The sequence below is a fragment of the Kitasatospora sp. NPDC059646 genome (assembly GCF_042734615.1).
Taxonomy (GTDB): domain Bacteria; phylum Actinomycetota; class Actinomycetes; order Streptomycetales; family Streptomycetaceae; genus Kitasatospora.
Window position 1 is genome coordinate 1 of the sequence record NZ_JBHWDS010000054.1, and the last position, 26421, is coordinate 26421.

The 26421-nt window shown below is 71.7% G+C and carries 23 protein-coding genes; 5 read left to right on the top strand and 18 right to left on the bottom strand.

Annotation, left to right across the window (positions count from 1 at the left end; all coding sequences use genetic code 11):
• Positions 1-515: 515 nt before the first annotated feature.
• Positions 516-1805, top strand: a complete 1290-nt coding sequence (locus tag ACFV1L_RS29525) for an amidohydrolase family protein (protein ID WP_380371489.1) — start codon at positions 516-518, stop codon at positions 1803-1805.
• 73 nt (positions 1806-1878) lie between these two features.
• Here the strand turns inward: ACFV1L_RS29525 and ACFV1L_RS29530 are convergent, their stop codons facing one another.
• On the bottom strand, positions 1879-2211 hold the full coding sequence (locus ACFV1L_RS29530; RefSeq protein WP_380371491.1) for a hypothetical protein: 333 nt from the start codon (positions 2209-2211) through the stop codon (positions 1879-1881).
• A gap of 118 nt (positions 2212-2329) precedes the next feature.
• Between ACFV1L_RS29530 and ACFV1L_RS29535 the strand changes: the two genes are divergently transcribed.
• Positions 2330-2929 carry a helix-turn-helix domain-containing protein gene (locus ACFV1L_RS29535; RefSeq protein ID WP_380371493.1) on the top strand — a complete coding sequence of 200 codons (600 nt, stop codon included), beginning with the start codon at positions 2330-2332 and terminating at the stop codon, positions 2927-2929.
• Positions 2930-3076: 147 nt separating this feature from the next.
• On the opposite strand, the gene ACFV1L_RS29540 is transcribed toward ACFV1L_RS29535, so the two are convergent.
• The 7 genes from ACFV1L_RS29540 to ACFV1L_RS29570 form a co-directional block, all read right to left on the bottom strand.
• Positions 3077-3616 carry a hypothetical protein gene (locus tag ACFV1L_RS29540; RefSeq protein ID WP_380371496.1) on the bottom strand — a complete coding sequence of 180 codons (540 nt, stop codon included), beginning with the start codon at positions 3614-3616 and terminating at the stop codon, positions 3077-3079.
• Between the two features lie 47 nt (positions 3617-3663).
• Entirely contained in the window at positions 3664-4545 is an 882-nt protein-coding gene (locus ACFV1L_RS29545) for a VOC family protein (RefSeq protein WP_380371499.1), read from the bottom strand.
• A gap of 30 nt (positions 4546-4575) precedes the next feature.
• The gene (locus tag ACFV1L_RS29550; RefSeq protein WP_380371502.1) at positions 4576-5382 is read right to left on the bottom strand and encodes a class I SAM-dependent methyltransferase; all 807 of its coding nucleotides are present in this window, start codon (positions 5380-5382) and stop codon (positions 4576-4578) included.
• Positions 5383-5559: 177 nt separating this feature from the next.
• The gene (locus ACFV1L_RS29555) at positions 5560-7935 is read right to left on the bottom strand and encodes a Helicase associated domain protein (protein ID WP_380371505.1); all 2376 of its coding nucleotides are present in this window, start codon (positions 7933-7935) and stop codon (positions 5560-5562) included.
• A 112-nt stretch (positions 7936-8047) separates the two neighbouring features.
• A complete protein-coding gene (locus ACFV1L_RS29560; protein ID WP_380371507.1) occupies positions 8048-8752 on the bottom strand; it encodes a helix-turn-helix domain containing protein in 705 nt (234 codons plus the stop codon).
• Complete coding sequence (locus ACFV1L_RS29565; protein WP_380371510.1) at positions 8749-10986, bottom strand: hypothetical protein; 2238 nt, start codon at positions 10984-10986, stop codon at positions 8749-8751. The genes ACFV1L_RS29560 and ACFV1L_RS29565 overlap by 4 nt, the downstream gene beginning before the upstream one ends.
• A gap of 7 nt (positions 10987-10993) precedes the next feature.
• Positions 10994-11335: a helix-turn-helix transcriptional regulator gene (locus ACFV1L_RS29570; RefSeq protein WP_380371512.1), complete on the bottom strand. Its 342-nt coding sequence runs from the start codon at positions 11333-11335 to the stop codon at positions 10994-10996.
• A 391-nt stretch (positions 11336-11726) separates the two neighbouring features.
• On the opposite strand from ACFV1L_RS29570, the gene ACFV1L_RS29575 reads away from it, so the two are divergent.
• The 3 genes from ACFV1L_RS29575 to ACFV1L_RS29585 all read left to right on the top strand — a co-directional run bounded on the left by ACFV1L_RS29575 (position 11727) and on the right by ACFV1L_RS29585 (position 13649).
• Entirely contained in the window at positions 11727-12209 is a 483-nt protein-coding gene (locus ACFV1L_RS29575; protein WP_030463975.1) for a hypothetical protein, read from the top strand.
• A 127-nt stretch (positions 12210-12336) separates the two neighbouring features.
• Positions 12337-13305 (top strand): ATP-dependent DNA ligase, encoded by a 969-nt coding sequence (locus tag ACFV1L_RS29580; RefSeq protein WP_380371514.1) that lies wholly within the window; start codon positions 12337-12339, stop codon positions 13303-13305.
• Between the two features lie 38 nt (positions 13306-13343).
• Positions 13344-13649, top strand: a complete 306-nt coding sequence (locus ACFV1L_RS29585) for a hypothetical protein (RefSeq protein WP_380371517.1) — start codon at positions 13344-13346, stop codon at positions 13647-13649.
• Between the two features lie 104 nt (positions 13650-13753).
• On the opposite strand, the gene ACFV1L_RS29590 is transcribed toward ACFV1L_RS29585, so the two are convergent.
• The 10 genes from ACFV1L_RS29590 to ACFV1L_RS29635 all read right to left on the bottom strand — a co-directional run bounded on the left by ACFV1L_RS29590 (position 13754) and on the right by ACFV1L_RS29635 (position 26214).
• The gene (locus ACFV1L_RS29590; protein WP_380371519.1) at positions 13754-14284 is read right to left on the bottom strand and encodes an NUDIX domain-containing protein; all 531 of its coding nucleotides are present in this window, start codon (positions 14282-14284) and stop codon (positions 13754-13756) included.
• A 35-nt stretch (positions 14285-14319) separates the two neighbouring features.
• Entirely contained in the window at positions 14320-15027 is a 708-nt protein-coding gene (locus tag ACFV1L_RS29595) for an HNH endonuclease family protein (RefSeq protein WP_380371585.1), read from the bottom strand.
• Positions 15028-15242: 215 nt separating this feature from the next.
• The gene (locus ACFV1L_RS29600; protein ID WP_380371522.1) at positions 15243-17375 is read right to left on the bottom strand and encodes an FtsX-like permease family protein; all 2133 of its coding nucleotides are present in this window, start codon (positions 17373-17375) and stop codon (positions 15243-15245) included.
• A gap of 77 nt (positions 17376-17452) precedes the next feature.
• Positions 17453-18073 carry an ABC transporter ATP-binding protein gene (locus ACFV1L_RS29605; RefSeq protein WP_380371525.1) on the bottom strand — a complete coding sequence of 207 codons (621 nt, stop codon included), beginning with the start codon at positions 18071-18073 and terminating at the stop codon, positions 17453-17455.
• A 229-nt stretch (positions 18074-18302) separates the two neighbouring features.
• The gene (locus tag ACFV1L_RS29610; RefSeq protein ID WP_380371527.1) at positions 18303-18653 is read right to left on the bottom strand and encodes a hypothetical protein; all 351 of its coding nucleotides are present in this window, start codon (positions 18651-18653) and stop codon (positions 18303-18305) included.
• Positions 18654-19125: 472 nt separating this feature from the next.
• Positions 19126-19734 (bottom strand): helicase-related protein, encoded by a 609-nt coding sequence (locus ACFV1L_RS29615; protein ID WP_380371588.1) that lies wholly within the window; start codon positions 19732-19734, stop codon positions 19126-19128.
• 57 nt (positions 19735-19791) lie between these two features.
• Positions 19792-23001: a DEAD/DEAH box helicase gene (locus tag ACFV1L_RS29620; RefSeq protein WP_380371529.1), complete on the bottom strand. Its 3210-nt coding sequence runs from the start codon at positions 22999-23001 to the stop codon at positions 19792-19794.
• 77 nt (positions 23002-23078) lie between these two features.
• Positions 23079-23483, bottom strand: a complete 405-nt coding sequence (locus tag ACFV1L_RS29625; RefSeq protein WP_380371532.1) for a DUF6009 family protein — start codon at positions 23481-23483, stop codon at positions 23079-23081.
• Complete coding sequence (locus ACFV1L_RS29630; RefSeq protein WP_380371534.1) at positions 23480-25099, bottom strand: phage/plasmid primase, P4 family; 1620 nt, start codon at positions 25097-25099, stop codon at positions 23480-23482. Before ACFV1L_RS29630 ends, ACFV1L_RS29625 begins: the two co-directional genes overlap by 4 nt.
• A 38-nt stretch (positions 25100-25137) precedes the next feature.
• The gene (locus tag ACFV1L_RS29635; RefSeq protein ID WP_380371537.1) at positions 25138-26214 is read right to left on the bottom strand and encodes a bifunctional DNA primase/polymerase; all 1077 of its coding nucleotides are present in this window, start codon (positions 26212-26214) and stop codon (positions 25138-25140) included.
• Positions 26215-26421: the final 207 nt, after the last annotated feature.

Below are 26421 nucleotides of genomic sequence, written 5' to 3' on the forward strand. Positions count from 1 at the left end.
GTTCAGCATCGGCTAGCAGCGCACACCCGCCCGTGCCCGGCCCACCCCTCGGGGCCGGGCACGCCCCTCGCCCGCCCGCCCGCAGCCCCTCGTGCGGCGGGCTCCCCGCTCACAGCGGCCCGAAACGTCGATCGACCGGTCGAAGACGCGATGCTTGGCATCGGGTGATCTCGTGCCGCAGACCCCGCCTCGCCTGCAGCGTATGCCGACGACTTCGAAGTTAGTGTGTGCAGTTGAGGGGCCACGCTGTCGGCTACCGGTTCCGCGGGAGGAGATCATGGCCGCCGGTCAGGCCTTGGGTTGTTCCGCGCGCCGCGACTTCCTCGGCGGTTCCCAGGATCACCGAGTCGAGACGAGCGGCACACGCCGGCTCCGGGCGGCACCCTTTCTCGGGAGAGCGGAGGAGGGAGATTGCCTGCCCGGTGTCCTGGCCTCTCCTTCTGCGCGAACGACCGAGTGCCTGCCCGGCCGGTGGGTCCCATCGGCTCGCACTGTCCCGCCATGAGAGGAAGACCGTGCCGGTCCAGCAGCCCCCCGTGCCGATCCTGATCAGCAACGTGCGTGTCTTCGACGCGATGAGTTCCGGGCCCAAGCCGACCCCGCCGACGTCCGTGCTCATCCAGGAGAAGAAGATCACGGCGATCGGCACGCCGAGCCCCCCGGAGGGGGCCGTCGTCATCGAGGGCGGCGGGCGGGTGCTCATCCCCGGCCTGACCGACGCGCACGTCCACCTCTTCGCGATCGGGACCTCCCTCGCGGGCCTGACAACCGGTGCCACCGGCACCGGCTACTACACCGCGCTCGCCTCGGCCGAGCAGATGCTCATGCGCGGCTTCACCACCGTCCGGGACATGGCCGGCGACGTCACCTCGCTGCGGCACGTCCTGGACGCCGGAACGTTCCCCGGCCCGCGCATCTACCCCAGCCAGGCCGCGATCTCCCAGACCTCCGGACACGGCGACTTCTCCCCGGTCTACGAGGACGCGGACACCTTCGCCTGCGGAGCACACGCCCGCGCCCAGCAGATCGGGTTCCTGCGGGTCGCGGACGGGCGCGACCAGGTCCTCGCGGCCGTCCGCGAGCAGTTGAAGAAGGGCGCCTCCCAGATCAAGGTCATGGCCGGCGGCGGGGTGTCCTCCGCCTACGACCCGCTGGACGTGCTGCAGTACACGCCGGACGAACTCGAGGCCGCGGTCGAAGCCGCCACGGACTGGGGCACGTACGTGGCCGCGCACGTCTACAACGACGAGGGCGTCCGCCGCGCGATCGCCGCGGGGATCAGGTCGATCGAGCACGGCCACCTCGTCGCCGGCGCCGAGACCGTCCGGCTGATGGCGGACAACGGGGTGTGGCTGAGCACCCAGCCCTTCCTCGAAAGCGACCACGAGTACCCCGACCCGGCGAACGCCGAGAAGAACAGGCGGGTCTGCGAGGGGGTGGCGAACACCTTCCGGTGGGCGCGGGAGGAGGGCGCGAACGTCGCCTTCGGCACCGACCTGCTGCTCGAACCGGAGAAGGCCGGGCTGCAGAACGAGATGCTCACCCGGCTGTCCACCCACTTCGGCTTCGAGCCCGTGGAGGCGCTGAGGATCGCCACGTCCGGCAACGCCGAGCTCTTCCGGCTCTCCGGCGAGCGCGACCCCTACCGGGCGGCCCCCCTCGGCCGGATCACCGAGGGCGCCTGGGCCGACGTCCTCCTCGTCGAGGGCGACCCCACCCAGGACCTCACCGTCCTCGGCGCCCCGGACAAGAACCTCGCCGTGATCATCAAGGACGGCCGCATCCACAAGAACCTCCTCGCCTGACCCGCGACGCCGCGCTGATGGCGCTACGGGTCGACCGAACCACGGCCCGGCCCCACACCGGGTAGGAGGAGGACTACCCCTCTCCGGCCGACGCCGCCCCGACCGGCCGAGCGGCCCACCCGCGGAGGGCCGGCCTGTCGGGGGCCGGGGCGGGCAGGCCGGCGGTCGGTTCCGCGGCGTACCGGCGGACCCTGCGGCGTCCGGCGAGTGCGGCGTTGGCCTTCAGCAGCGCGGGCACCAGGCCGTAGACGGCGGCGGGGACGAGGATCGCCGTCAGGACCAGGGTCCGCAGGTAGACCGGCAGCGGCGCGAGCACCGGTCCGAGCAGGACCGACAGCAGGGTGATGCCGGGGTAGATCGCCAACCAGGTGATCAGGGCCCGGCGGTGCACGGACGGGGGCTTCACGGCTGCTCCTCGAAGACCAGGGGAGCCCGGGCGGGCTTCCGGATGCCTGTGCATGCGACGATGCGGCCGAACGGGCCCGGCGGGCAAAGAACGTTGCTCTTCTGTCAAGGTGGGAATCATGGACGGCACCGCCGATCGCCCCCTGGACTCAGTGGGGCCCCGGCTGCGGGAGCTGCGCCGGGCGCGCGGCGCGACCCTGGCCGCCGTCGCCGAGGCGACGGGAATCTCCCCCAGCACCCTCTCCCGGCTGGAGTCCGGCAAGCGGCGCCCCACCCTGGAGATGCTGCTGTCCCTGGCCGGGATGTTCGACGTCACCCTCGACGGCCTCGTCGGAGCCCCGCCCACCGGTGATCCACGCATCCACCTGCGCCCCCGGACCGTCGACGGCATGACCGTCGTCCCGCTCAACCGCCGCCGGCCGGGCGGAGGCATCCAGGTCTTCAAGATGCTCGTCCCGCCCACCTCGCGGACCCCCGCGCCGCGCACCCACGAGGGCTTCGAGTGGCTGTACGTCATCGAGGGGCGGCTGCGTCTGGTCCTCGGCGACCGCGACCTCGTCCTGGCGCCCGGTGAGGCGGCCGAGTTCGACACCCGCACCCCGCACTGGTTCGGCACCGCCGACGGCCGGGCCGTGGAGGTCCTCTCCATGTTCAGCGGCCAGGGCGAGCGCGCCCACCTGCGGACCAGCCGCACCGACGCGCCGCCCCGCGGCGCCTAGCCGCACGGCGCCGCACACGACCCCATGGTGTGACACCAGCGACAGCAGGGCCCCTGACGCGCTCGGCGTCTCGACGACTTGAGCCGCATCGGGGGCCCTGCCTTCATGGCCGGCGAGCGGCGATCGCTACGACGCCGGCTTCCGAACTCAGTCGATCACCAGGACAGTCGTGCCGGTGAGGGAAGTGATGCCCGTGGTGGCGCACCTCTGCGCGAAGTCGGGGGCCAGGTAGGTGATGGTCTCGTTGAACACGTCGCCGGTGAAGGGGCCGCTGGTCACGGTGCCGGTGCGGGTGACCACGAGGTCCAGCCCTTCCTGTGTGGCGATGACGTTCACATCCGCGGTCGATACGGAGCCGTTGTTCCACGTGATGGACAACGTGTCCTGGCGCTGGCGCAGCAGGTCCAGGCAGGACCGGGCTCCGGTCCGCGACCCCGTGTCGGTTCCGCTGGTGATCCCCGGCGCGTTGACGACCAGGCAGGTGCTGTAGTGGTAGTTCCAGGCGTAGGTGACGGTGCTGGACGTGTCGGTGAGTCCCGGTGTGTACGTGGCGTGCGCCGTGCCGGCGCAGTTGGCGGTGCTCAGGGTCCGGGGCGAGGCGTGGGTGACACCGCCTGAGCCGATCGACAGGGCGCCCGTGAGGCACGACACCGCCACGGTGGCGAAGAGCTTCTTGAGTGCGGCCATGGAGTCTCGTCAAGCAAGCCAGTCCACGGGCGACGCCGCCGGGGCTCTCACCGGTCGGCTTCGCCCGCCCGCAGGGTGAGGCGCGCGGGGAAGGTTCCGGCGGTCTCCAGGACCACTTCGCCCGGGACGGAGGTCGAGGTGGTCGCCACTCCACGCCGGGCCAGCCGCCTGCGCGCCGCGTCGAGGTGCCCGGTGGCAAAGGCGACCGCGAACAGGCCCCTTCCGCGGGTGCGCAGATGCCGCGCCAGCGGGCCGTCGTCGCTCTCGGGCGCGAGCAGACGGACATGCCGTCCGTCGGGCAGGGTCCAGCGGGCCCAGTGGGCGCGCAGGTCGGTGTCGTGCCCGTGGCGCGGTGGGGCGCCGAGCAGGATCGTGTAGGACGGCACCGCCTCGGCGAGGCTCTCGGCCGCGACGTCCACGCCCGCGACCCCGTGGATCGCCCCGGGTTCCGCGTCTCCTGCGGGAGGGCTGTCGTACCGGTAGGGGTCTCCCTCGTACTCGACCAGATTGGGCAGCCGTCCGGTGCGGAACGTCTCGCCCTGCCCGGCGACCCACCAGCGGTAGTAGGAGCCGTCGCTGTCGCGGGTGGCCTGGCCGAGGGGCGGGGCGAGCTCCAGGCCGGCCTCCGCGAGGTCGGCCCAGGTGCGCACGACGTCGTCCGCGCGCAGGCCGAAGGACTTCCAGCCGTCCCCGGAGGCGAGCAGTTCCAGGCCGCGCTGTCTGGCCGTGCCGACGCCTCGGTGCGGGTCGGTGATCGCCTGGATCTCCAGGTAGTGCCCGGGGAAGAGCACGACGCGGGTGGCGGTGCCCCAGCCCGCTTGGCGGCGCTCGCCGCCGACCGGCAGGCCGAGCGTTCCGGAAAGGAAGTCGCAGGTGCCGTCGAGCGACGAGACCATGAGCGTGACGTAGTCGAGGCCGGTGACGGGCATGGAACCCTCCTGGTAGGACCGGGCCGGTGCTCAGGACACCCGGCGGGCGCAGTGCACGCGGGTGACGTACGGCAGTCGGAAGCGCGAGCGGCCGCGCAGGTCGGGGTGGGTGTCGACGAGGCGCGCGATGTCCTCCTCCAGACGCGCGCGGCCCTGCGCGTCCGAACGGATGTGGAAGGAGTGGCTTCGGTAGAGGTCGAGCAGACTCTCCCGGTTGTGCTCGACGGTGAAGGGGAAGCTCCGGCGGCTGAACGCGCCGAAGTGCTCGTCGGGCTCCGGCGGGCCGACGGTGGTGGCACCGGTGCGGTCGTAGGGGCGCAGGACCTCGGTGAGCGCCCGCACCCAGGGCGTCGAGTCGTCGCGCAGCTGCCACATGACCACGAAGCGGCCCCGGGAGCGCAGCACGCGGGCGATCTCGGCGTGCGCGCGCGGAACGTCGAACCAGTGGTAGCACTCGGCGGCCACCACCGCGTCGACACACCCGTCGGACAGTGGCAACGCCTCGGCCGTGCCGTCCAGCACGGTGACGGCAGGCATGCGACGGGAGAAGGCCTCCCGCATCCGCGCGTCCGGGTCCACCGCCGTGCAGCGGTGCCCGAGGGCGTCCAGTTCGCGGGCGAGGATTCCGGTGCCGGCCCCGACCTCCACCACATCCAGCGGCTGGCGGCCCAGCGCCCACCGCAGCGCGGCTCGCGGATAGCGCGGGCGGGCACGGTGGTACACCTCCGCCACCTCGCCGAACGACAGCGCATAGCCGCCGCCCTCCGGCTGTGGCTCGTGGCGGCCCGTGGGGACAGACCCCTCGCCGCCGGTGCCCGGGAACGGATCTCCTCGCATTCCGGCCTCCTCGGACTGCTTTCGGATCCGAAGGACCAACATAGCCCGGAAGCAAGGTCGAAAAAGCACCGATCAGACGGCTCGTCGCAAATTGTCCGATTCGCAGCGCCCGGCTACACGGCGGCCAGCCGGTGCCGCGCATCTGCCCTCCTCGACGGGTGTGGGTGCGGGACGCGATCAGCCGGTGACGGTCTCGGCGTGCCGGGTCAGCGCGTCCAGGAGCGCGATCTGCTGCTCGGTCAGCTTGCCGTCGGTGCGCGCCTTTTCCTGCTTGCGCAGCCAGGTGCCGGGCCTGAAGGCGGGGTCGTCGCCGAGGCCGGTGCGGTTCGCGGGGCCGTCGAGGGTGCCGCCGGCCTTCAGGTAGGTAAGGAGGCGCCGGTAGGAGCGGTTCCAGTCCGGCTCCAGGCGCCACAGCTCGTCCAAGGCATCGAGCTTGGCCACCTGGTCCTTGGTGAGGTTGTCGGCCTTGCGCTGGCGGCGCATCCACGCGCCCACCGCGTAGTCGTCGAGCTTCGCGGTCGCGGGGATCGCGAGGTGGCCGTGCTGGTGGTGGAAGGCCTTGGCGTACGCGAAGCCGCGCCCCCACGCGTTGGCGTTTTTCGACCAGATCATCCCGAGCGCGTCCAACTCCGAGATGCGGGCCGCATCCAGCAGGCCCTGGCCGGCCAGGTGGCGCTGGCGGGTGAGCCAGGAGATCAGCTCGGTGTGCTTGGCCTTGTCGGTGGGGTCGAGGTGGCCGTGCTGCAGGTGGAACATGGCGGCGACCGCGTGCATGCGCTGCCACTCGACCGCCCGGGGGTTGAACGCCCGCAGTTTGACGGTCTGCAGGATCTTCGCGGCGTGCCGGCGGGCGTCGATCTGGAGCCACTCGATCGGCGACTCCACCGGGACCGGCTGCTCTCCCTCCCCGGCTTCCCCGGCCTTGGCGCGCTCGCTGTCGGTCGGCGTGGCCGCGGTGGTGTGTGCGGCGCCCTGCGAACGCGCGCCGCGCAGCTCGGTGATCCGGCCGACGACGCGGGCGTCGTGCGCGGCCAGGGCGCGCAGGACGCGCCAGATGGTGCGGAAGGAGCTGGCTTCGATCTCGGCGTCGGCCTCCGCCTTCACCGCCTCCGCGGCGTCGTGGACCTCGGCCGGGTCCGCGGTGGCGGTGTCGTCGCCGACCGCCGGGGTCGGCAGGTAGACGGGGATGATGATCCAGGAGACCTTGCCCTGGCGGTAGGACTGGCGCAGCGCGCGGCCGACGGCCTGGACGATGTCGATGACCGAGCTCTTGGGGTCCGCGAAGCAGATGGCGTCCACGGCGGCGACGTCGATGCCCTCGGTCAGGAGTCGGCTGTTGCAGAGGATGCCGCACTCCTCGCCGTCCTCGCCGGTGTGGGCCTTGAACTCGGTGAACGCGGCGCGGCGGTCCTTGAGCCGGTCGGTGCCGGCCACCGCCTTCGCCCAGATCCGCTCCGGACGCTCCGCGTCGGGCAGCAGCTCCGAGGCCTCCAGCAGGCTGCCGGCGAACTCCCGCGCTCCGGCCACCCGGGAGTGGAACGTGATCACGCGGCGCAGTCCGAGGTCGGCGACCGCGCGCAGCACCGCGACCTGCAGCGCCAGGCGCAGCAGTTCCTCGTTGGAGCGCTGGGATCGGAGATCGGCGACGGCGGGGAGGTTGAGCAGCTCGCGCAGGTCCTCGTCGGTGACCACGGGCACGAGGACGCGGTAGTCGGCGAGGTAGCCGTGCTCGATGCCCTGCCCGAGGGTCCAGGTGAACACGGTCCTGCCGAAGATCCGCTCGTCGTCCATGGAGCACAGCGCAGGCAGCTTCTCCGCGCCCTCGGCGTCGGTGTCGGCGAGGTCGGCCAGGCCGTCCTTCGCGCTCCGATCGTCCGCGATCCTCGGCGTCGCCGTGAAGTACAGCCGGCGCAACGCCGGGACCTGCGCGTCGTCGTGGACGGCCGCCCACGCCTTCCCCTCCGCGCCTGCCGTGCGGTGGGCCTCGTCGATCACCATCAGATCCCAGACCGGAAGGCCGAACTGCTGGTGGGCCTGGACGATCCGCTCCAGCGAGGCGTAGGTGGCGTACACGGTGACCGGCTCGCCCGCCTTCGCGGAGGCGACCAGGTCGGCGATCCGCGCGGCCTGGGTGGTCACCTGGGCGTGGACGCGCCCGCCGGCCTCGGCGCTCTCCAGCGCCTCCTCCCGCGAGCAGGCCGCGATGGCCAGGCCGCGGCGACCGCCCCGCAGCGACCAGGCTTCGGCGGTCTGCTCCAGCAGCTCGATCGTCGGCACCAGCACCAGCACCCGGCCCCTCGCGGCCAGGCGCCGGGCGCAGCCGGCCGCGATCAGGGTCTTGCCGGAGCCGGTCGCCGCGATGACGGTGGCGCGGCCGCCGTCCTTCACCTCGCGCACCGCGGCCGCGACCGCGTCCTTCTGGAACCAGTGCAGCGGCAGCGGGTTCATCGCCGCCGCAGCGGTGCCGGACGGCTGTGCGGGGACCGGCTGCCCGGCTGCGGCGCGGAACGCGGCCGGCGCGTCCTGCTCGGCGGTGGCGGTGGTGGTCTCCACGGCAGTGCTTCTCCTTCGGAGGCTGAGACGGCTCGCAGGGCGGGCGGGGGGGTCGGGGCGGGCGGGCCCTTCCCGGGGCAGGTCATGGACGGGGAGAGGCCGACCGAACTGTCTACTGCTGGGACGGCACCCAGCCGCGGACTTCGAGGTAGGCGATGTCGGCGTCCTCGACGGCGCGGCCGGTCTCCACCAGCCACGCCTTCATCGCCTCGGTGACGTCGCCGTGGTGCTCGGCGACCCGCTGGGACCACTCGGCGGCGTCGAACCCGCCGGTCGAGGCAGAACCGTAGGTGCGCTCGTCGGTGCCGTCCGCGCGCGGGATGAAGCCGCGGCGGATGCCGCCGGAGTCCTTCTCCGAGCCCGCGCTGTAGACGTACTGGTCGGCCTTCATCCGCACGGTGAAGGCCAGGCGGCCACCGGCCTGGCCGGTGGCGTGGACGACCGGGGCGAGGTGGCTCGCGCCGGACTTGATGGCCTGCTTCCCGGCGCGGCCGGCCATCGACTCACCGGGCTTGCCGACGACGTCCTTGCCCCGCACCCGCGCCTTCTGGCCCGTCTTGGTGGTGCGGCGCTTGGTGTTCGCCTCCGCGATCCCGGACAGCGCCTCCTCGTCGCGCTCGCCGCCGCGCACCGCACGGACGACCTGGCGCAGCGCCCCGACGAACGCCGCGCCCTTGCCCTTGGTGAAGAACTGGGAGATCAGGCTCGCGTCGCGGCGGAGGATCTTGGCGACCTGGCGCTTGGTGTAGCCCTGGTCGAGCAGTTCCTGGGTCAGGCGGGCGGCCTCGTTGGGGTTGTTCGGGTCGGCCGGGCTCACTGGTCAGCTCCCTTCTCGGCGAGTTCGGCGCGGCCCAGGCCCCGCAGCTTCAAGTACTCCTCCTGAGAGGTCGGGTGCTCGACGGGCCCGGTGAGATGGCCCTTGAGGAGGTAGTCCCCGGGCTCCCCCCGGTAAGGCCACGGCTGGCGCTCCGTCAGGGCGATGCCGTCCGTGCCGAAGTACACGACCGTGCCGGGCTTCGCGTGCAGCGCGCCGGCGTGACCAATGACCTCTTTGCCCTGGCGGTACTTCATGTCCAGCAGCGCCGCCCGCGCCCCCGACCACACGTACGCGGCCCACTCGGGGTGCGCATACGGGTCGCGGGAGAACCCGGCCTGCCGCTGCCACGTCACCACGCTCTCGTCCTGGCCCAGGATCTCCACCCCGGCCGGCAGCGCCTCGCCGAGCGGGGTGGTGCCGGAGACCAGGCGCGGGCGCTGCGCGAACCCGCCCAGCCCGAACAGCAGCACCGAGCGCACCGCGCGGGAGGCGAGGTAGGCCGCCTGCCGCTGGCGCTCGTCGCCGTGCAGCTTCGAGAGGTTGGTCAGGTCCGCCCAGGCCGCCTTCAGGCGCTTGCCCCACTCGTCCAGCGGCTTGCCGTCCTCGAACAGCAGGCCGCCCAGGATCTCGACCTTCCACGGCATCAGGTGGTTGGCGAGGGCAAGGTGGACCTCGGCGCCGCCCGCCCACGTCACGAAGGTCTCCCCCGGCGTCGAGGGGTAGATCCAGGCACGGTCACCGGTGACGGGGGCGGGCAGCAGGCCGACGTGGTTCCAGCCGGCCGGGACGGTGACGCGCACGTTCCAGTGCGAGCAGGACATCAGCGCCTTCGTCTGCTCCGCCTCGCTCATCGCCGCGAACGCGGCCGCCGTGATGCGGCGCGGAATGCCGACCGGGGACTTCCACAGGTGCTTGGCGTAGGCGAAGGTGCGGTCGTACTCCACCAGCGCGGGCAGCTGCTCCGGCACCCGCGGCGGCAGGATCAGCTCCGTGCGGCCCTGCCCGCCGGTCGCGTGCAGCAGGCCGCGCAGCTCCTCCGACAGGACCGGGTAGCCGCCCGCCCACTTCCCGGTGGTGGGGATGGTGCGCGACCACAGGTCACGGCCGGTCTGGCTGGGGGAGCCCATCAGCACCGCGTCGTCCCAGTGCCGGCGCAGCGCCTGCCACAGCAGCGTGAACGCCTGGCGGCAGGTCACGACGTCCGCGCCGTCCGCATCGAACCACTCCCCCATGCTCCGGATCTCGGTGCTGGCGCTGTCCGGCGCGCTCGCGGGGGCGTAGCGGCCGACGGGCTGGCGCTGGTGGACGAAGTGCCCGGCAAGCTTGTCCCGGCCCGAGCCCACCGCGGTCGTCCACCGCTCGGAAGGGGTGTTGAGCCAGGCCGCGACCGCGTCCTTGAGCGTGGAGTAGCGCTCGGCACCGTCGTGCCACGGCGCACCGGCGGTGATGTAGACCCGCTCGGTGCCCGGCGCGGTCGCCAGGACGGTGTCCAGGATCTCGCCTGGGGTGCGGGCGCCTAGGTCGAGGCGCACCACGCGGTCGCGCACCGCCAGGTCGCCGGTCGCGGCGTCCAGGAACACCGTGGCGCGGGCCTGCTGGACGAAGTTCGGGCGCTTGGAGACCAGGCCCGTGGTGACGGCCTCGAACCGGGCACCGGCAGGGCCCCCGGGGAGGGCGGGCAGCTCGCGCGGCCCGGCCTCGACCGCGGGACGCGGCACGGCAGCGACCGACGCAGCCGACTGCACCGGATCAGCGACCGAAGCGACCGGAGCCACCGATTCGGTCGGCGCAACAGCAATGGGCGAGGCCTGGACGACCGGCGCAGCGGACGCGGCCGAAGCGGGCTGCTCGACGACGGTAGCCGGGCCGGTCAGCGCTGGGGCGACCGCGGCCGCCGGCTCGGCGTCGACCGGCGCGGCCTTCGGTGCCACAACGGGAGCGGGCGCGGCGGGGGCGGCCTGGTCGTCGGCCTTGGCCGCGCGAACGGCGGCCGGCGTCGGGTCCAGCAGCGGTGCGATCCTCACGACGTCGCCGACCGACAGCCCGGAAGCCTTCGCGACGGCATCCGCCTTCGCGGCCTCGTACCCCGCGAGCCCGGCAACCCGGCGCGCACGCTGGGCGGTGAGCTTGTCCAGCTCCTTCTGCGCGGCCGCGACCGTCTTCTCCGCGGCCGCGATCTCGGCGCGCAGCTCGCGCAGGCCTGCGAGCTCGGCGGTGTACGTCTGGCGGTCCATCAGGGTGTCACTTCCCGTCCGTCGCGTCGGTGTTGGCGTCGGTGCCGGTGGCGAGGGGGCGGGCCTGGCGGGCGAGGGCGAGCCAGCCGTCCGGGCCCTGGCTGCCGTGGATCTCAGCCAGCCCTGCGAGCAGGAACGCGTAGGCGCCGCGCTTCGGCGCGCGGGGCTGGGAAGCACCGGACTCCCACTTCGCGAACGTCTCCCGCCGGACCTCCAGGGCGTCAGCCACCTCGATCTGCGTCAGGCCGGCCGCCTTGCGCAGCCGCTCCCGCTCGGCCGGCTCCGGCAGGTCCCCGCCATCCCGGGCCTTCGCCAGCAGCGCATCCACCGCCGCGAAAATCTCAGACATCACATACCTCCTATCCGAAACGGTAACACAGAACTGCGCTTAGTGTGAACATATCTACTCGCACAAACATCTCACCGGTTGCCGCATAGGGGACTCATCTTCCCGGGGCGGCCCCTCTATGCGGTGCCGCCGCAGGCCGAAGTGACCTGTGACAGGTGACCTTGACTGTTTGCCATGCGATCTTGACCACCAGTAGGTTCTTGCCACCTGATCTTGACCGGTGCGGGGGAAGCGGCGGGGGTTGCTGCGCGGGCGTACGGCGATGCCGTGCTGTCGGAGTTTGAGCTGGGCTTCGTCGAGGCCTCGTCGGGATGATCGACTGTGGTTCGGGACCACCGTTGGAGCCGGAATTCAGGTGCACGCATCGCGTCGAGCGGATAGAACTGCTCTGATGATGATCTTCCACTGCGTCGAGTGCGGCGCGGCCCTGACACCTGCGCTGACGCCGCTGCCCGCTGTTCCAGAGCCCCCGCCCTTCGAGCAGCCGAGGCCGGGGGCCCGGGGACCGGAAGCGACGATCCCCCGGGGGCACTACGCGATCGAGACCGACCCGTGGGGTGCCCCGTACGAGCCCTACCCGGACGACGAGGATGGCCCCGCTCAGCGCCGGGCGGGCGGGAAGTCCGATATGCGTGGCTCACTGAGGTCCGCCGGACCCCGGGGCAACATCGTCCTGCATCCCGATGACGCGGCAGGCCTGACGATGCTGGTGGACACGAGCATGGGGTGCTGCGGCGGCCCGTCCGGAGACCAGGGCCTTAATCGCGCGTGCCGGTGCGGAACACCCGTCGCAACGCTGGCCGCCGACTGCACCACCGTCTACGAGCTGCACCTCGACGCGAACAGCGTGCGGGCTGACAAGGTGCCTGACTGACGGCGGCCACGCGCGTCGGCGCCATCGCGCCGATCAAGATCATGTGGCAATCGGTCAAAGCCGCCTGTCAACGGACACGAAGCAGTTCCGGCTGCGCCCACCAGTGCCCGACTCGACGCTGGGAGTCGTGACGTCGTGGGCACTGCCTCAGCCGATGCTCACCGAGCCGGTGAGCAGCCCCGTGCTGCCCATCGGGTGGGCGGCGGAGCCGAAGTGGGACGGCTACCGGGCCGGTCTGTTGGTCGGCCGCGGCGGGGAGGTGGTGCTGCGGTCCCGGCGCGGCGCGCTGATGGCGGCGGCGTTCCCGGAGATCGTGCGCGCCGCCCGGCAGTTGGGTGAGGGGTTTGCCCTGGACGGTGAGCTGGTGGTGTGGGAGGGCGGCCGGTTGGCGTTCGATCGGCTGCAGCGCCGGCTCGCCTCACGCGGGGCCCGCGCCGCGCAGGCCGCGGCCGAGTGGCCTGCGCACTACGTGGCCTTCGACCTGCTGCACGACGGCGAGCAGGACCTGGCCCGGTGGCCGTATGCGCGGCGCCGGGCCGCGCTGGAGGAGCTGTTCGCGGGGTTGCCGGCGGCGGGGCCGCTGGCGCTGTGCCCGTCGACGACCGACCCGGCACTCGCGCGGGAGTGGCTGAGCTGGACCGCCGCCGGACTGGAGGGCCTGTGCTTCAAGCGCCTCGACGAGCCCTACCTGCCCGGCCGGCGGGCATGGCGGAAGTACAAGGTCCGCGTCACGACCGAGGCCGTGATCGGCGCGGTCACCGGCAACACGGCCGCGCCCGGCACGGTGCTCCTCGGCCGCAGGGACCCGGAGGGTCGGCTGCGCTACGTCGGCCGCACCAGCCCGCTGAACCCGCTCCTGGCCCGCGACGTCGGCCGCCGGTTGACGCCAGCACAGGGCGCGCACCCGTGGGCCGGGCGGACGTTCTCGGCCGGCTGGGGCAGCCGCGAGACCCTCGACGTCCGCCTGGTCGAGCCCGAGGTGGTGCTGGAGGTCTCCGCCGACACCGCCCGCGACAACGCAGGGCGTTGGCGCCATCCCGTCCGCGCCCACCGCGTCCGCACCGACCTCGCACCAGCCGACCTACCCCCACCCTGACCGGCGGGCCGACAAGTTTTCGAACTAGTATTCGAGGCGTGAGCACCGTCCCTGTTCCGCGCCGCCAGGGCGATCCCGCCCTGCGCGGCCTTCGGACCGGTGACGCCCAGACCGCCCCGGCCAAGGTGATCGACGAGCCCTGCCGGCCGGACCGGCTGGAGCGGTGGCAGCTCGTGTGGATCCGCCTCGGCGGCCGGTGGCGGCCGGGCGTGCTCCTCGCCTGGCGGCGGGCCCTCGGCGGCCGGTGGTGGCTCGCCCTGGTCCAGTGGGACCGCGACACAGCCGCCTGGTTCTACTACGAACACGCCACGATCCGCCCGCTACCGGCCCGACGGAAGACGTGAACGCCGCCCGCCGGCAGCTTGCCGCGGTGGCACCCTCCGGGGGCTCCCACAGCCCCGCTGTCCTGACTCCCCGCCCCGTCCGGCTCCCGGAAGCTGGTTGGCCTTCAGCCGCCGGACCGCGGCGCGGGCGGAGCCGGCGCCGCGATCTCCCGGCCGTCCAGGAGCACCACCGTCGCGCCCCGCTGGTAGGCCTGCCACAACGAGGCGAACCAGGTGCTCTGCTCGCTCTGCAGGAACGGCAGCCACTCCTCGAAGGTCCGCCAGGCGAACGCGTCGTGCTCCCCGCTCAGCCGCACCGGCGTCCCGGCCGGCACCGGGGCGGCAGCGAACGCGAAGTCGACGACCGGCGGCCACCCGCCCGCCGCGCAGCGGTAGTCGACGGCCAGCGGGCGCGGCGGTGCGGCGGGCCGGATGCCGGTCTCCTCGGCGAGTTCGCGCAGGGCGGTGGCCAGGGGGTGTTCGCCGGGGTCGGCGAGGCCCGCCGGCGGCTGCCACCAGGCGGGGTGTCCGGGGTAGGGGCGGGCCTGGTGGAGCATCAGGATTCGCTGGTCCTCGTCGGTGAGAAGGACGGAGGCGGAGAGGGCGTGCGGGGGCAGGGTCGCGGCGAATGCGGAGGGCTCCAGGGTCTCGGTCACCGTGCTCGTCTCCCAGGTAGTGCTGGTGGGGGTGTTCAGCGGGCGAGGGTGACGGTCAGCTCGGTGTTCGGGCAGGCGGCGGCGAGGCGGTGGAGGGTGTCGGCCTCGGCCTGGTCGACCGACAGGCCCCAGCGGGTCTTCACCACCGTCCAGTCGGTGACGTAGGTGCAGCGGTAGGCGTCGGCCGGCGGCAGCCACTCGGTGACGTCCTTGTCGGCCTTCGACCGGTTGGACTTCGCGGAAACCGCGATCAGCGCCCGCGGCTCGTCGAGGTCGTTGGCGTAGGCCTGCCGCTCCGCCGCAGACCAGGCGGAGGCGCCGGAGTCCCAGGCCTCGGCCAACGGGACGACGTGGTCGACGTCCAGGAGCTTCGCGTCGTCCAGCACCAGGTCGTCGTACTTCGACAGCCACGTGCCGCCGGCCAGCGCGCAGTTCGCGCCGACCTCCGGCGCGGTGACCGCCTCCGCGAGCAGCACCTCCGCCCTCGTGTTGCAGCCGTTCCTGTCCGCGTCGATCCAGTGCCGGAACGCAGTACGCACATACCCGGTACGGTCCTCCGCCGCGACCGGCAGCGCGTCGATCGCCCCGTACAACGACGTGGTGACCTCCTTCCCCACCGCCCGATGCCGCGCCGCGGCGGCGGGGGCAGCCGCCCCCGGAGCGGTGGTGCCGGCGGCGCCGGCCGGGACGGCGAGCAGAACGGCCGCCGCGGCGGACAGGGCGGCGGCAAGGACGGGGCGAATACGCACGGGAAAGACTCCACGAGGGCCGAGGACGGGCAGCAGCACCCGGCCCAACCGCCCCGCCCCAACCGGCGTTGCGGCCCGACCCTCGAAGATCACCCGGAGGGGGTGCCCGGGTCTCGGCCGGCCGGAACCGCCCACCGCGCAGACAGGTTGAGGGCCCGGTCGCTGCGGCCGGGCCCGATCCGTCCTTCAGGTCATCAGGTTGCGGCGCATCAGTCGCCTTCGGGGAGCCAGGTGAACGCAGCACGTTGAGCTGACCACGTGGCTGCGGTCCAGATCCCCACTGCCAGGATCGCCACGATGCTCAGCAGCCACCCCAGGACGGTCCACGAAATCTGGGCGCCGACAAGAGGAGCCGTCAGTGGGCCCGACAGCCACAGGTCAACCAGCAGTCCAAGCAGGGCTGCGACAAGCAGGGGGGCGAGCAGCGTCCATGCGGCCACGGAAGCGAACAGGCTTCGTCGACCCGTCAACATTCCGAGGGGGCCGACGGTACGGCTAAAACGGACGAACTCTGCGAGGCTGTTGAGACCGATGGCAAGCCCGATGAAGAGAACCGCGCACGAGCCGAACAGCGTTATCCACGTCCCCCTGCTGTTCTTCAAGAGCGCACCGGTCAGCCACTCACCCCCGGGGGGTGAGAGAGCCGGGCTCAGTGACAGGTGCTGACGTGCGAGCCTGGTGAGATCGGAGACGTCCAGATTTTCTCCGCCGTACGACATCAGGACAATGTATGACGCACCACCAGGGACGGATTCTGCCGGAACAGCTCCCTTCTGAAGGATGATTGAGTTCTGCTGGCCGTACCAGTTTACGAGCTCTGACAGCCGCGGGTCCCGGTCGGTTCGGTGGAGGAGTTGAGCGCTCTCCGGACAGGGCAGGTGCATGGCCTGTTGGACTTGTGGGCAAGGTGCCTGCAGAACAGCCGTCCCCTTCGTCTCACCGCTGCCCGGGAGGAGCTGGAGAGAGAAAGCGCCCACGTTGTCAGGAAGCGCGTTCAAGAAGGCTGCGGAATGGGTGCCGTCCTTCGGCTGCTGTACTACCAGGACGCTGGTGCCGATACGCGCGGCAGTTGCCTTTGCAGCGATCATGGGCTGTCCGATTCGGCTGGAGTGCAGCTGCACCTGGCCAATGAGGCCGATCGCGATGACGATGCCGGCAACCAACCGCGCGGTCACGCCTGGGCGTTCGGTCAACCAGCGGCCGGCGACCAGAGTGCCCGTCCAGCCTCGCCGAAAGGCTGTGCGGTTCAGCAGACGGCCGGTAGAAGCCATCAGCAAGGAGATGGCCGAGGGCAGCGTCGCCAGGGTGAGGAGCACGCCTGCTGCGTAGACGACCAGGTAGAGTCTTGGATTCTGCGGGGCGAGCAGGCCTGGGGCCCGCGTTGCTGTAAGGAGGCCGACCGGCAAGAGAGCCGGCCACCAGCGAGGAGCACGGCGCTGCGCTTCCGGGCGTGTGCCACTCGTTGCCCGACGCCGCTTCTTCTGCCGCCGGTGCAGGAGAGTCACGCCTGCCAGGACAGCGGCTGCCGAGGCCACCGTGGTCAGGGCCAGATTGGCCGAAGCCGCCCGTAGGTCCGCAACCGGTAGGGGCATGTTCACGAACGGGAGCGAAACCTGCGTCCACGCCACGGTTGCGAGAATTCCTGTTCCAAGAACGGCACCGACCAGGGCCGGCACCCCCGCCTCACCCAGGTTGACGAGGGTCCGGGATCCTCGCCCTGCTCCCATGGTTTCGAGCAGCGCCGTTCGACGATCCCTTGCCTCGCCCCCGACCCTGGCTGCCACAATCAGCAGCACGAGAGCAGGAAAAAGGAGCAGAGAGGTGATCGCGAGCGTGAAGAGTCCGATCGAGTCGTTGAAGAGTTGATCGCCGAAGAATTGCCCTTCCTCGCCGTACCCTGTGATCGGAAACATCCGGTCGAGGTCGACCAGATCAGAAGGCGGCCTCACGTAGGCCAGCCGCTCGGTGGGAGAGCTGAGTCCTACGTCTGTGATTCGGCCGGCGTCGCGGCCGAGTCGGGTCGAGATACCTTCTTCAGCCCCGGCCTTGGCCAGCGCAGGTGAGAGAATTGCTTCCCCTGGCAATGGCCAGGAGTCCAGTCCCGGCGGCAGCGGAGCGTCGTTCCGCAGCGGAACGATGGAGACGACCGAGTATTGAAGCCCCTGGACCGTATCGTAACCGGGGGCCCACAAGGCGACAGGTTCGTTCCCAGCACCGTCCTGAGCCATACGGGGATTGCGCTGTTCACTTCGGTTCTCAATGCCTTGATACGCAGCGGACACCGCTACGAGCGAGCCAGTGCTCAGCGCCAGCGCACCTGCGGCAACGAGCAACGCGATCATGCGAACGATGCCCGCCCTGGCCCCTCTCCCGGCAGCGTTTCCGACACGCAGGAGCTGCAGAGCGAGATGGAGGTTCTTCACGCGGCATCGCCGCCGGCGACGCCGAGCTGTCCGTCCGTCAGCACAAGCTGTCGGTCGGCCCTGTCGGCCACGGTCTGATCATGAGTAACGACCAGGAGCGCACAGCCCCAACGTTCGGGCACGGTGAACAGGAGATCGCAGACACTGTCCCGGTTGCGGGAGTCGAGCGCTCCGGTGGGCTCGTCGGCCAGCAGCAAACCGGGCTTGTTGACCAGAGCACGTGCGACCGCGGTGCGCTGTCGCTCGCCCCCGGAGAGCCTGCCCGTCGGCGTGCCCTGGTGGGGAACTCCCAGGCCCTCCAGGAGCGACGCGGCGGTCGTGTAGGCCTCGCCGCGAGATTGGCCAGAAAGCAGCGCTGCGAGAGCGACGTTCTCCAAGGGAGTCAGTTCGGGCAGCAGCTCTCCCGACTGGAACACCACACCAATGTGGTTGCGGCGGTGTCGCGCCAAGGCCTGGCTGCGGAGCTTCGTAATGTCCACCTCGTCCACCCACACCTCGCCCGCGTCGGGCCGAACCAGGCCGAGCGCGGCCATGAGCAGGGTGCTCTTCCCGCTTCCGCTCGGTCCCGAGATCGCCACGGATTCGTTGACGCTGAGCGCGAGGTCGACGCCGGCCAACAGGGTCCGACCAGCGATCTCGTACCTCAGTCCCGCGAAGCGCAAGATCGGGGCCGCTGGTCCCTCGGCCCCTGTCTTTCGCGCTGACGCGCCGGCGTCTGCCCTCTGGTCAAACACGTGAACCCCACCCTTGGAAATGTGCATCGGGTCGGCCGCGGTTCACGGCCGACCCGACATGAAATCCGATGCCTATAGCAACGGCAAACTAACGGTTGCTACGTCAGCCGATTCAGGCAACCCAGCCGGCGCACGTGTCGCTGTCCCACTGCTCCTGGCGGCAGGCGCGGATGGTGAAGATGCGGCTGCCGTCCGAGGCGGACACGGTCGTGCCGGAACCGCTCTTGTTCCAGAGGTTGAGCGTGGTGCCCGCGTTGGCCTGGCGCTTGTACTGGCCGTAGGCGGCGCGACTGTCCGCGGAGGTGTCGCTCACGTTCATGGTGTCGTCGGTGGCCGAAGTCGTGCTGGTGAAGGCCGTCGACCCCGCGGTGGAGGAGGTGAGTGCGAACGCCGGCGCACTGCCGATCACAGCTCCCAGGCCGAGAACCACTACCGCGGTTCGCACGGCCAGCTTCTTGGTCATATTCCCACCCTTTCGTATAAGGACACCCAGGCGGCGTCCCGAGGTAGATCCAACACTTCGATCGGTCCGCATGTGAACTTCATATGATTAACATGGCTTGATTGCCACCCTCAATCACCCCAATGACCGAAATTAATCGGGTGCATAGCGGTCAAAGTACAGTAAATTACTAGGATTAAGGTCGTTTGCCGAATAGTTAAGACAAGTGGCCTTTTTTCGAAGACTATTCATCGAATTCTGCTGCCATTTACATTCGGGAAGCACTGAAAATCGATTCTTGTTCTCCCCGGGACCACTGCCCTCGCGCCCTGCGCTGGTGGGCCCACCACAGTGAGTCGAACCGGGCGCTCTACTCCGGCTGCAGGAACGGGGAGCCGCTCTTCGCAGGTCTTCCGGGCGAGCGCGTCGTGCCCCGTGCTCAGCCGCACCGGCGTGCCGACCGGCACCAGGTGGGCCGCGAACGCGAAGTCGATCATCGGCGGCCAGCCGCCGGCCGCACAGCGATGGTCGAAGGCCAGCGGGCGCGGCGGTGCGGCGGGCCGGAGGCCGTTCTCCTGATGCACCGGGAGGTGGGTTGCCGCGCGGGCCGTATCGGCTGCGGACCGCAGGCGAGCACGGCCGGCTCCCGCCGGCCGACGGGCTCGGTGATCCGGCCGACCACCCGAGCGTCGTGCGCGGCCAGGGCACGCAGGACCCGCCAGATGGTGCGGACGGAGGACGCCTCGATCTCGGCGTCGGCCTCGGCCTTCACGGCAGCCTCGCCGGCGTCGCGGACCTCGGACGGGTCTGCGGTCGCGGTGTCGTCGCCGACCGCGGGCGTCGGCAGGTAGACCGGGATGATGATCCACGCGATCTTGCCCTGACGGTAGGCCTGGCGCAGGGCACGGCCGATGGCCTGGACGATGTCGATGACGCTCGACTTGGGGTCGGCGAAGACGATCGCGTCGACGATCAGGTCGATGCCCTTGGTCAACAGCCGGCTGTTGCAGAGGATGCAGCATTCCTCGTCGAGACCGCGCCCGGCCTGGCGGAAGCGCGGACGGCCGCTGCCGCCCGTTGGGCCGGGCCGGCGAAGTCTCAGGCCTGGTCGGGGGGCGGGGTACCGCCGGGCTTCGCGCTCCGCTGTCCGCCGGCTTCCTCACCCCACCGAGTTGTAGGTGCCGGCCCATCCGGCTGCGGTGCGGTCGCCTCGGGTGAATGCCACAGCGCCGGTCATGCCAGCGGACGGATCATCGGGGACGGGATCCGGGTAGGGCAGGTCGGCGCGCGTGCCGGTGCTGGTGTGTCGGGTGTGGGCGGTGCCGTTCCAGATGATCATGGTGGCTCCGCGTGGGGCGTGGATGCGGGCGTGGTCGGTGTGGAGGGTGATGGTGGTTCCGGTGGTACGGGTGGCGAGGAGGTTTCGGTAGTCGGCGGGTGCGAGGCGGCAGTGGGTGGGTGGGGTGGTGCCGGGCCAGTCGGGGGCGTCGATGCCGCGGGCGCGGGCGGCTTTCCACATCTGGGGCACGAGGGTTTGGGCGTGGGCGGGGGTGGCCATCTGTTCGCACATCCACAGCAGGCGGCCGGCGCCGCGGGTGGGGGCGAGGGTACGCCAGCGGATGCGGTGGGCGAGGTCGGCGGCGACGGTGGCGGTCCAGGGGTGGACGGTGGCGAGAGGGCCTTGGGCGCCGAGCCAAGCGAGGTAGCGCTGGGCGTCGTCGAGGACGGGGGCCATGGAGTCGGCGGGGATGCCGCGGATGTAGGCGGGCCGGCCGCGGAAGGCCTGGGGTGCGCGGGCGACGAGGAGCAGGACGGCGCGGGCGAGGTCGCCTGCGACGGGCTGCCACTCGTTCTCGTCGTCCTGGTCCTGGTCCGCGTCGGGTTGGCCGAGGGTGCGCAGGACGTTGTAGAGCTCGGCTTTGGCGCGGTCGGTGAAGGGGGCCTGTTCGAGGGTGGGCAGGCGGGTGGCGAGGGTGGTGATGAGCAGGTCTTCCGCAGCGTCCGGGTCGGTGGGGACGGGAAGGTGCGCGGTGGCGTCGGCGAGGGTGGAGGCGAGGTCGGCGTCGACCATGAATCGGCTGGTGAGGCGGCCGAGTTCGGTGGCTTCGATGCGGTCGTCGCCGCCGTCGGGGTCGGGTGTGCGGAGGAGGTAGCCGGCGTCGGTGAGGAAGTCGGCGGCGTCGTGGAGGGGGTCGAAGGGGTGGTGGCCCTGGTGGAAGGCGAAGGTGCCCTTCCACCAGTTCTCGGCCTGGGTGAGGGCGTTGATGCGTAGTTGGACGGCTTCGGCGAGCAGGTGGTCGGGGAGGCGGTCGCGGATGCGGGAGGTGACGGTGTATCCGGCGGCGAGGCGGGCCTGCCAGTGGTGGCGCTCGCTGGGGGCGGTGAGCAGGTAGGCGTGGCCTTCGCGTTCACCGGCGCCGATGCGGCCGGCGCGGCCGAACATCTGCTGGACCATGGACACTTCGATGCGGCTCATGCCGATCTGGGTGTCGCGGACGATGACGGCGCGGGCGGGCAGGTTGACGCCGGCGGCGACGGTGGAGGTGGCGACGAGGACGTCGGCCTGGCGGGTGCGGAAGGCATGTTCGGCATCGCGCTTGTGGGGCCAGTCGCGGTAGTGCAGGCGCACCCCGGCCTTGGTGCACAGGCTCTCCACAAGGTCGCTGTCGTCCGGGTCGGCACCGGTGGTGTCGATGCCGCGGTCGTGGGCGAGGGCGAGGGCGGTGGTGCGCACGGAGCGTTTGCTGCCGCAGAACACCAGGACGCTGCCGCCGTCTTGGGTGTGGTGGCGGGCGAGGTCGACGGTGCGGCGGGTGCGGGCGTTGTTGCGGCTCGCCCAGTCGGCGGCGTCGGCCTGCGGGGGCATGGTCGGCAGCTGCCAGGTCAGGCGGGTGGGGCGCCAGGGTGAGCGGACGAGGCGGGCGCCGAGCCAGTGGGCGAGTTGGTCGGCGTTGGCGACGGTGGCGGACAGGCCGACGATCCGCACCCGGGCGGCGTCCTCGCGGACCCGGGCGAGGAGCGCTTCGAGGACGGGGCCGCGGACGGGGTCGCCGAGTAGGTGGATCTCGTCGACGACCAGGCAGCCGACCTCGGCGAGGGCGGTACGCAGGGATCCGGCGCGGCAGATCGCCTCGAACTTCTCGGTGGTGGCGACCCACAGGTCCGCCTCGCGGATCAGGTCGGCATCGACGGCGGCCTCGCCCGTCAGGCGCACCACGCGCAGTCCGGCGCGGCGCCAGGTGGCGAGGTCGCGGTCGAGTTCGTCGGTCAGCGAGCGCTGCGGCACCAGCCAGGCGGCTTTGCGGCCGCGGTGGTGGGCGGTGAGGGCGGCGACCATGCCGATCGCGGTCTTGCCCGCGCCGGTGGGAGCGACGACCATGACGTGCTCGTCGCCTTCGGTGACCGCGGGGACAGTGGCGGCCTGGACCGGGTTGAAGGACGGGTGCGGCAGCAACGGCTTCCAGGCTTCGGGGACCAGGTCCTCGATCGGCGTGAACGCCTCGAGGTCGCCGGCGGGGAGTTCGTCCAGGGCGTCCCACTGGGCGGCGAACGCGTCCCGGGCCGCGTGGGCGGCGGGGCCTGTGGCCGGGGTCTCCGTGCCGCCCGGCCAGGCCGCCAGCTCGACGCGCGTACCGAGATCGGACACCGTCGTGACGACCTCGTCCTCCACCCAGTGCGTGGCGGTGCGCACCTTGGCCCCGAGGGCGGTGAGCGTTTCGCGCAGGGCATCGAACCGCTCCCCCGCCGGGACGATGGCCCGTACGTCGTCGGCGGCCCGCAGTGCCGCCTCGGGTGCGTTCCAGGCGGGGTCGGTGACTTTGCCCCACCACAGGGCCCGCGTCTCTTTCTGGGCGGGTAGGGGCAGGTCTTCGGGCCACTCCGGGCCCGCCGGGGCGGTCGCGGGTCCCGGGGAGGGGCGGGGCAGGCGGATCGGGGTGACGCTCACCCCGGGTTCGGTCGAGTGGGGACAGGTGTCGAGGCCGGTCATGAGCCGCGCTGCGGCGCGGGCGGTCATGGCGGTGGCGGTCCCCGTACGGCGGGACACAGGGACGGTGGATGTCGCGGGTGCGGGGAGTAGGAGTTTGTCGTAGGTCTTCACGCCGAGGTCGGCGAGCGTGAACGCCGCCGGGCAGGCAGGGCAGACCACGGCGACGTAGCGGTACTGGCGGCCGCCGGACTCGTAGGGGCGGCGCAGCGAGTGCAGGGGCCCGGTGCATCCGGGGCACGGGCGTGGCACCGGTTCCTGGTAGGTCCAGCCAGGTTCGGTGAACCGCTGCTGCAGGCCGGTGGTGGGCAGGTCGCTGCCCCACCTGTCGCGGATGAGCTGCGGGACCGTCAGGTCGTTTGTGCCAGTGTCTGTTTCGTGCACAGCGCTTACTGTGCCAGTGCCGGTGGGGACAGTGCGGGGCTTTGCCGACGCGGAGTGGCGGAGGGTGTCGTGGGTGGTCAGCCGCGCGGGAGTAGTATGCCGAGTTCGACCATCGCGGGGGATGCGGGGCCGCCTTGGGAGCGCTCGGTTTTGGTGCCCTTGACGGTGGGGGCGATGGTGCGGGGGTCGACGGCTTCGGACGGTGCGCCGGTGGCGTAGAGGCCGTCGGGCTGGGTGTCGCGGTCGTGGGGCAGGAGCCAGAACACCCTGCGGCGGAAGGTTCCGGAGGCCCGGGAGGCGCGGGCGCCGGGGCCGAGGACGGCGTAGCCGACCATGCGGCCGGCGCTGTGGTAGGGCGGTTTGCCCTTGCGGGAGTTGAGTCGCTCAAGGGACTGGCGGACGTAGTCGAGGTGCTCGGTGTCCTCGAGCCAGACGATGTCGGTCTCGTGGGCGAGGTCGGCGGGGTCGATCAGGGCGCTCACGGCTGCGGCTCCTCGTCGGCCAGGAGGCCGATCCCGGGGTAGTACTTGCGGGAGTTGGACAGGACCATCTCTTTCGGGGAGGTCATACCCAGTGTCTCGCGCACTCGTGCGGCGAATGCGCGGGCGCTTGCGGGGTTGGCGCCTTCTTCTGCACACCAGCGGCTGTAGGCGCTGTAGAGCTGGGACTGCTCGGCGCGCAGTCCGTCGGCGATCTTGCAGGCGTCGGTGAGGAAGCGGCCGGTGCTGTCCTCGGTCTCGGCGTAGGCGTTGGTGGCGAGCTGGACGCTCTGCGGGCCGGCGAGGTCCTTCTCGCCGGAGAAGTAGCGGCGGGCGCCGGCGACAAGCCAGGCGAGGATGCCGGGGCCTTCCTCGGCTGCGAGGAGGCTGGCCAGGTTGTCGATCTTGCGGTCTTCGGCGACGACGCGTTCGAAGGGGATCAGGCGCATGCGGCGCCAGAAGGAGAAGCCACCGGTGTTGACCTCGGGGCGGTGGTTGCCGAGCAGCCACAGCTTGTGGGTCGGGGTGAAGGAGAAGAAGTCCTGGCGCATGCGCCGGGCTTTGATCTTGTCACCGCCGGTGAGCAGCTTGAAGCGGCCCTCGTCGAAGCGGTCGCCGGGCTTGAGCTCGGAGCACAGGATGATGCGCCGCCCGTGGAGCTCGGCGAGGTCGGTGGGGTGGCCGTCGAAGGCCTTGGCCATGAGGAAGCCGGGCGGCGCGGCATCCGCGTAGTCGCCCATCAGTTGGAGCATGACGTCGAGGAGGACGGACTTGCCGTTCTTCCCCTTGCCGTACAGGAACGGCATGATCTGCGCGCCGACGTCGCCGGAGATGGAGTAGCCCAGGCACAGGTGTAGGAAGTCGATCATCTCCCGGCCGGCGGCGTCCGTGCCGAAGGTGTCTTCCAGGAAGCGGAACCAGCGGGGGGTGGGCATGTCGACGGGGGCGACGGTGGTGGAGCGGGAGTGGCGCTGGGTCCGCGGGTCGGGCGGGACGACCAGGCCGGTGCGCAGGTCGACGACGCCGCCGGGGGTGCACAGGGCGTACGGGTCGGCGTCGAGGGCGAAGGCGTGCATCACCATGCCCGGGGCGGCTTTGGCCTGTTCGAGCATCGCGGTCATGCCGCTGGTGGACAGGGCGCGCTTGCGGTGCCGGCGCAGTTCGCTGGTGGTGTGGAAGCCGGTCGGGTCGTGGAGTGCCAGCTGTTCTGCGAGGTCGCCGGCGGCCCACAGGACGGTGTCGGTCTCGTCGATCTCCCAGCGGTGTCCCGCCCATCGGTACCAGCCGAGGCCGGGCACGTAGCGGTAGTCGCCGCCGTAGAGGCGGACGAAGAGCTTGGCGTTGCCCCGGTCGCTGAGAGAGTCGGGCAGCAGGCCCGTTGCGGTGAGGACGGGTGCAGTCGATGCCGCGGGGCGGGGCGCGGGGTTGGGCGATGTCGGGGTGACCACTGGCAGTGTCGGCTCCGCGCCGGTGCTCGACGGTGCCGGAGCGGGGACCGGATGGTCGAAGAAGCTGCCCTGCACCACGGTTACGGCACCTGCGGCGCCCTGTCCCGGCAGGATCGCGGTGGCTGCGGCGGGTTGTGCTTCGGCGGCCAGGATCTGCTGAGCGGCGGCCATCGGGTCGAACTCTCCTGTCCCGGGGGATGGGGTGGGGTTCATGAGCGTCCTCGGGGGTGCAGCGGGCGCCGGGCGCCTGCCGCCAGTGCGGAGCGGATGATCGACTCGGTGCGCCGCTCCTGGTGGGGGCGGGCGTTGTGGGCTGCGCTTTTCAGGAGTTCCTCGGCGCGGTCTTCGGTGAGCAGTCCTGCGGCGGCGAGGCCGCCGGCGGCGAAGGCCGCCCGGTTGAGCTTCTCCGAGAAGCCGGTGCCCTCGGGGGCTGCGGCGCAGTCTCGGACGTCGTCGAGCAGGGTTGCGAGGACGCGGGGCACTCCGTGGGCGCCTGCGTGGGCGCTGACGGCCTGGCGGGCGCGCGGCGGAGGGGCGGCCGGCGCGGCGGTAGAGGGCTGGTCAGCGTGGTGGGTGCGCAGGAGTTCCGCGGCGAGCCAGCCTGGGAGGGGCGCTGGGTTCCTGGTCTCGCCGAGGGCGGTGTAGGTGCCGGCGGTCGTGCGGGTGCCGGGGGCGATGATGTAGCCGCCGTGGGCGCGGACGTCGACCTGCCAGGCCAGTGCGCGGGTCTTTCCCGACCCGGAGGAGGAGCGGACTGCGAGGTGGGGGTGTGCCTGGTACCAGATGTGGGTGCCCCCGGAGGGGGTGCGGACCCGCAGGGTGCCGGTGTCGTCGGCGGGGCTGGGGTGGCCGCGTAGGGCAGCGAGCAGGGCGATGGTGTGGAAGCCGTTGGTCAGTCCCCGGAGGTCGACGCTGTCGGGGATGTCGATGCCCGGCAGGAGTTTGCTGCGGTCGGGCACCGTGGTGGCGTGTGCGTCGACATCGATGACGACGAGGCCGGCGGGGCCGCAGGCGATGCCGACGCCGAAGGCCGGGTTGGCCGTCCACCAGGCGGTGACGGTGGCAGGGTCGGTGGTGGCGGCGCGGAAGCCGTGGCACCAGCGGCCGGCCCTGAGGCAGGGGCAGCCGTCGGCGGTGTGTCCTCGGGCAGCGCAGGCGTTGCAGTTCGCGGCCGGGATCTTGCCGCCAGGGGTGAGCGGGTGGACGGGCCAGCCCCGGCGTGCGCACCAGTGGGCGAGAGCGGCCGGACGCACCGGGACGGCGCTGGTGGGCGAGCTGGCCGGCACCTGTTGTCCCTCCCCGGTTCTGCTGGCCCGCACGGGGCCGTTCTTCAGTCGCTGGCACGTTTGCGCTGCTCAGGGCGGCCGGAGCGACTGAAGCGACTCAGTTTCCAATATGGGCCCACACCTTATCCGAGGTGGAGGGACGCTCGTGCGGATCTGCCGATTCCTTGTCCGGCGACCGAGGGGTGGACGAGCGACTGACGACCTTCG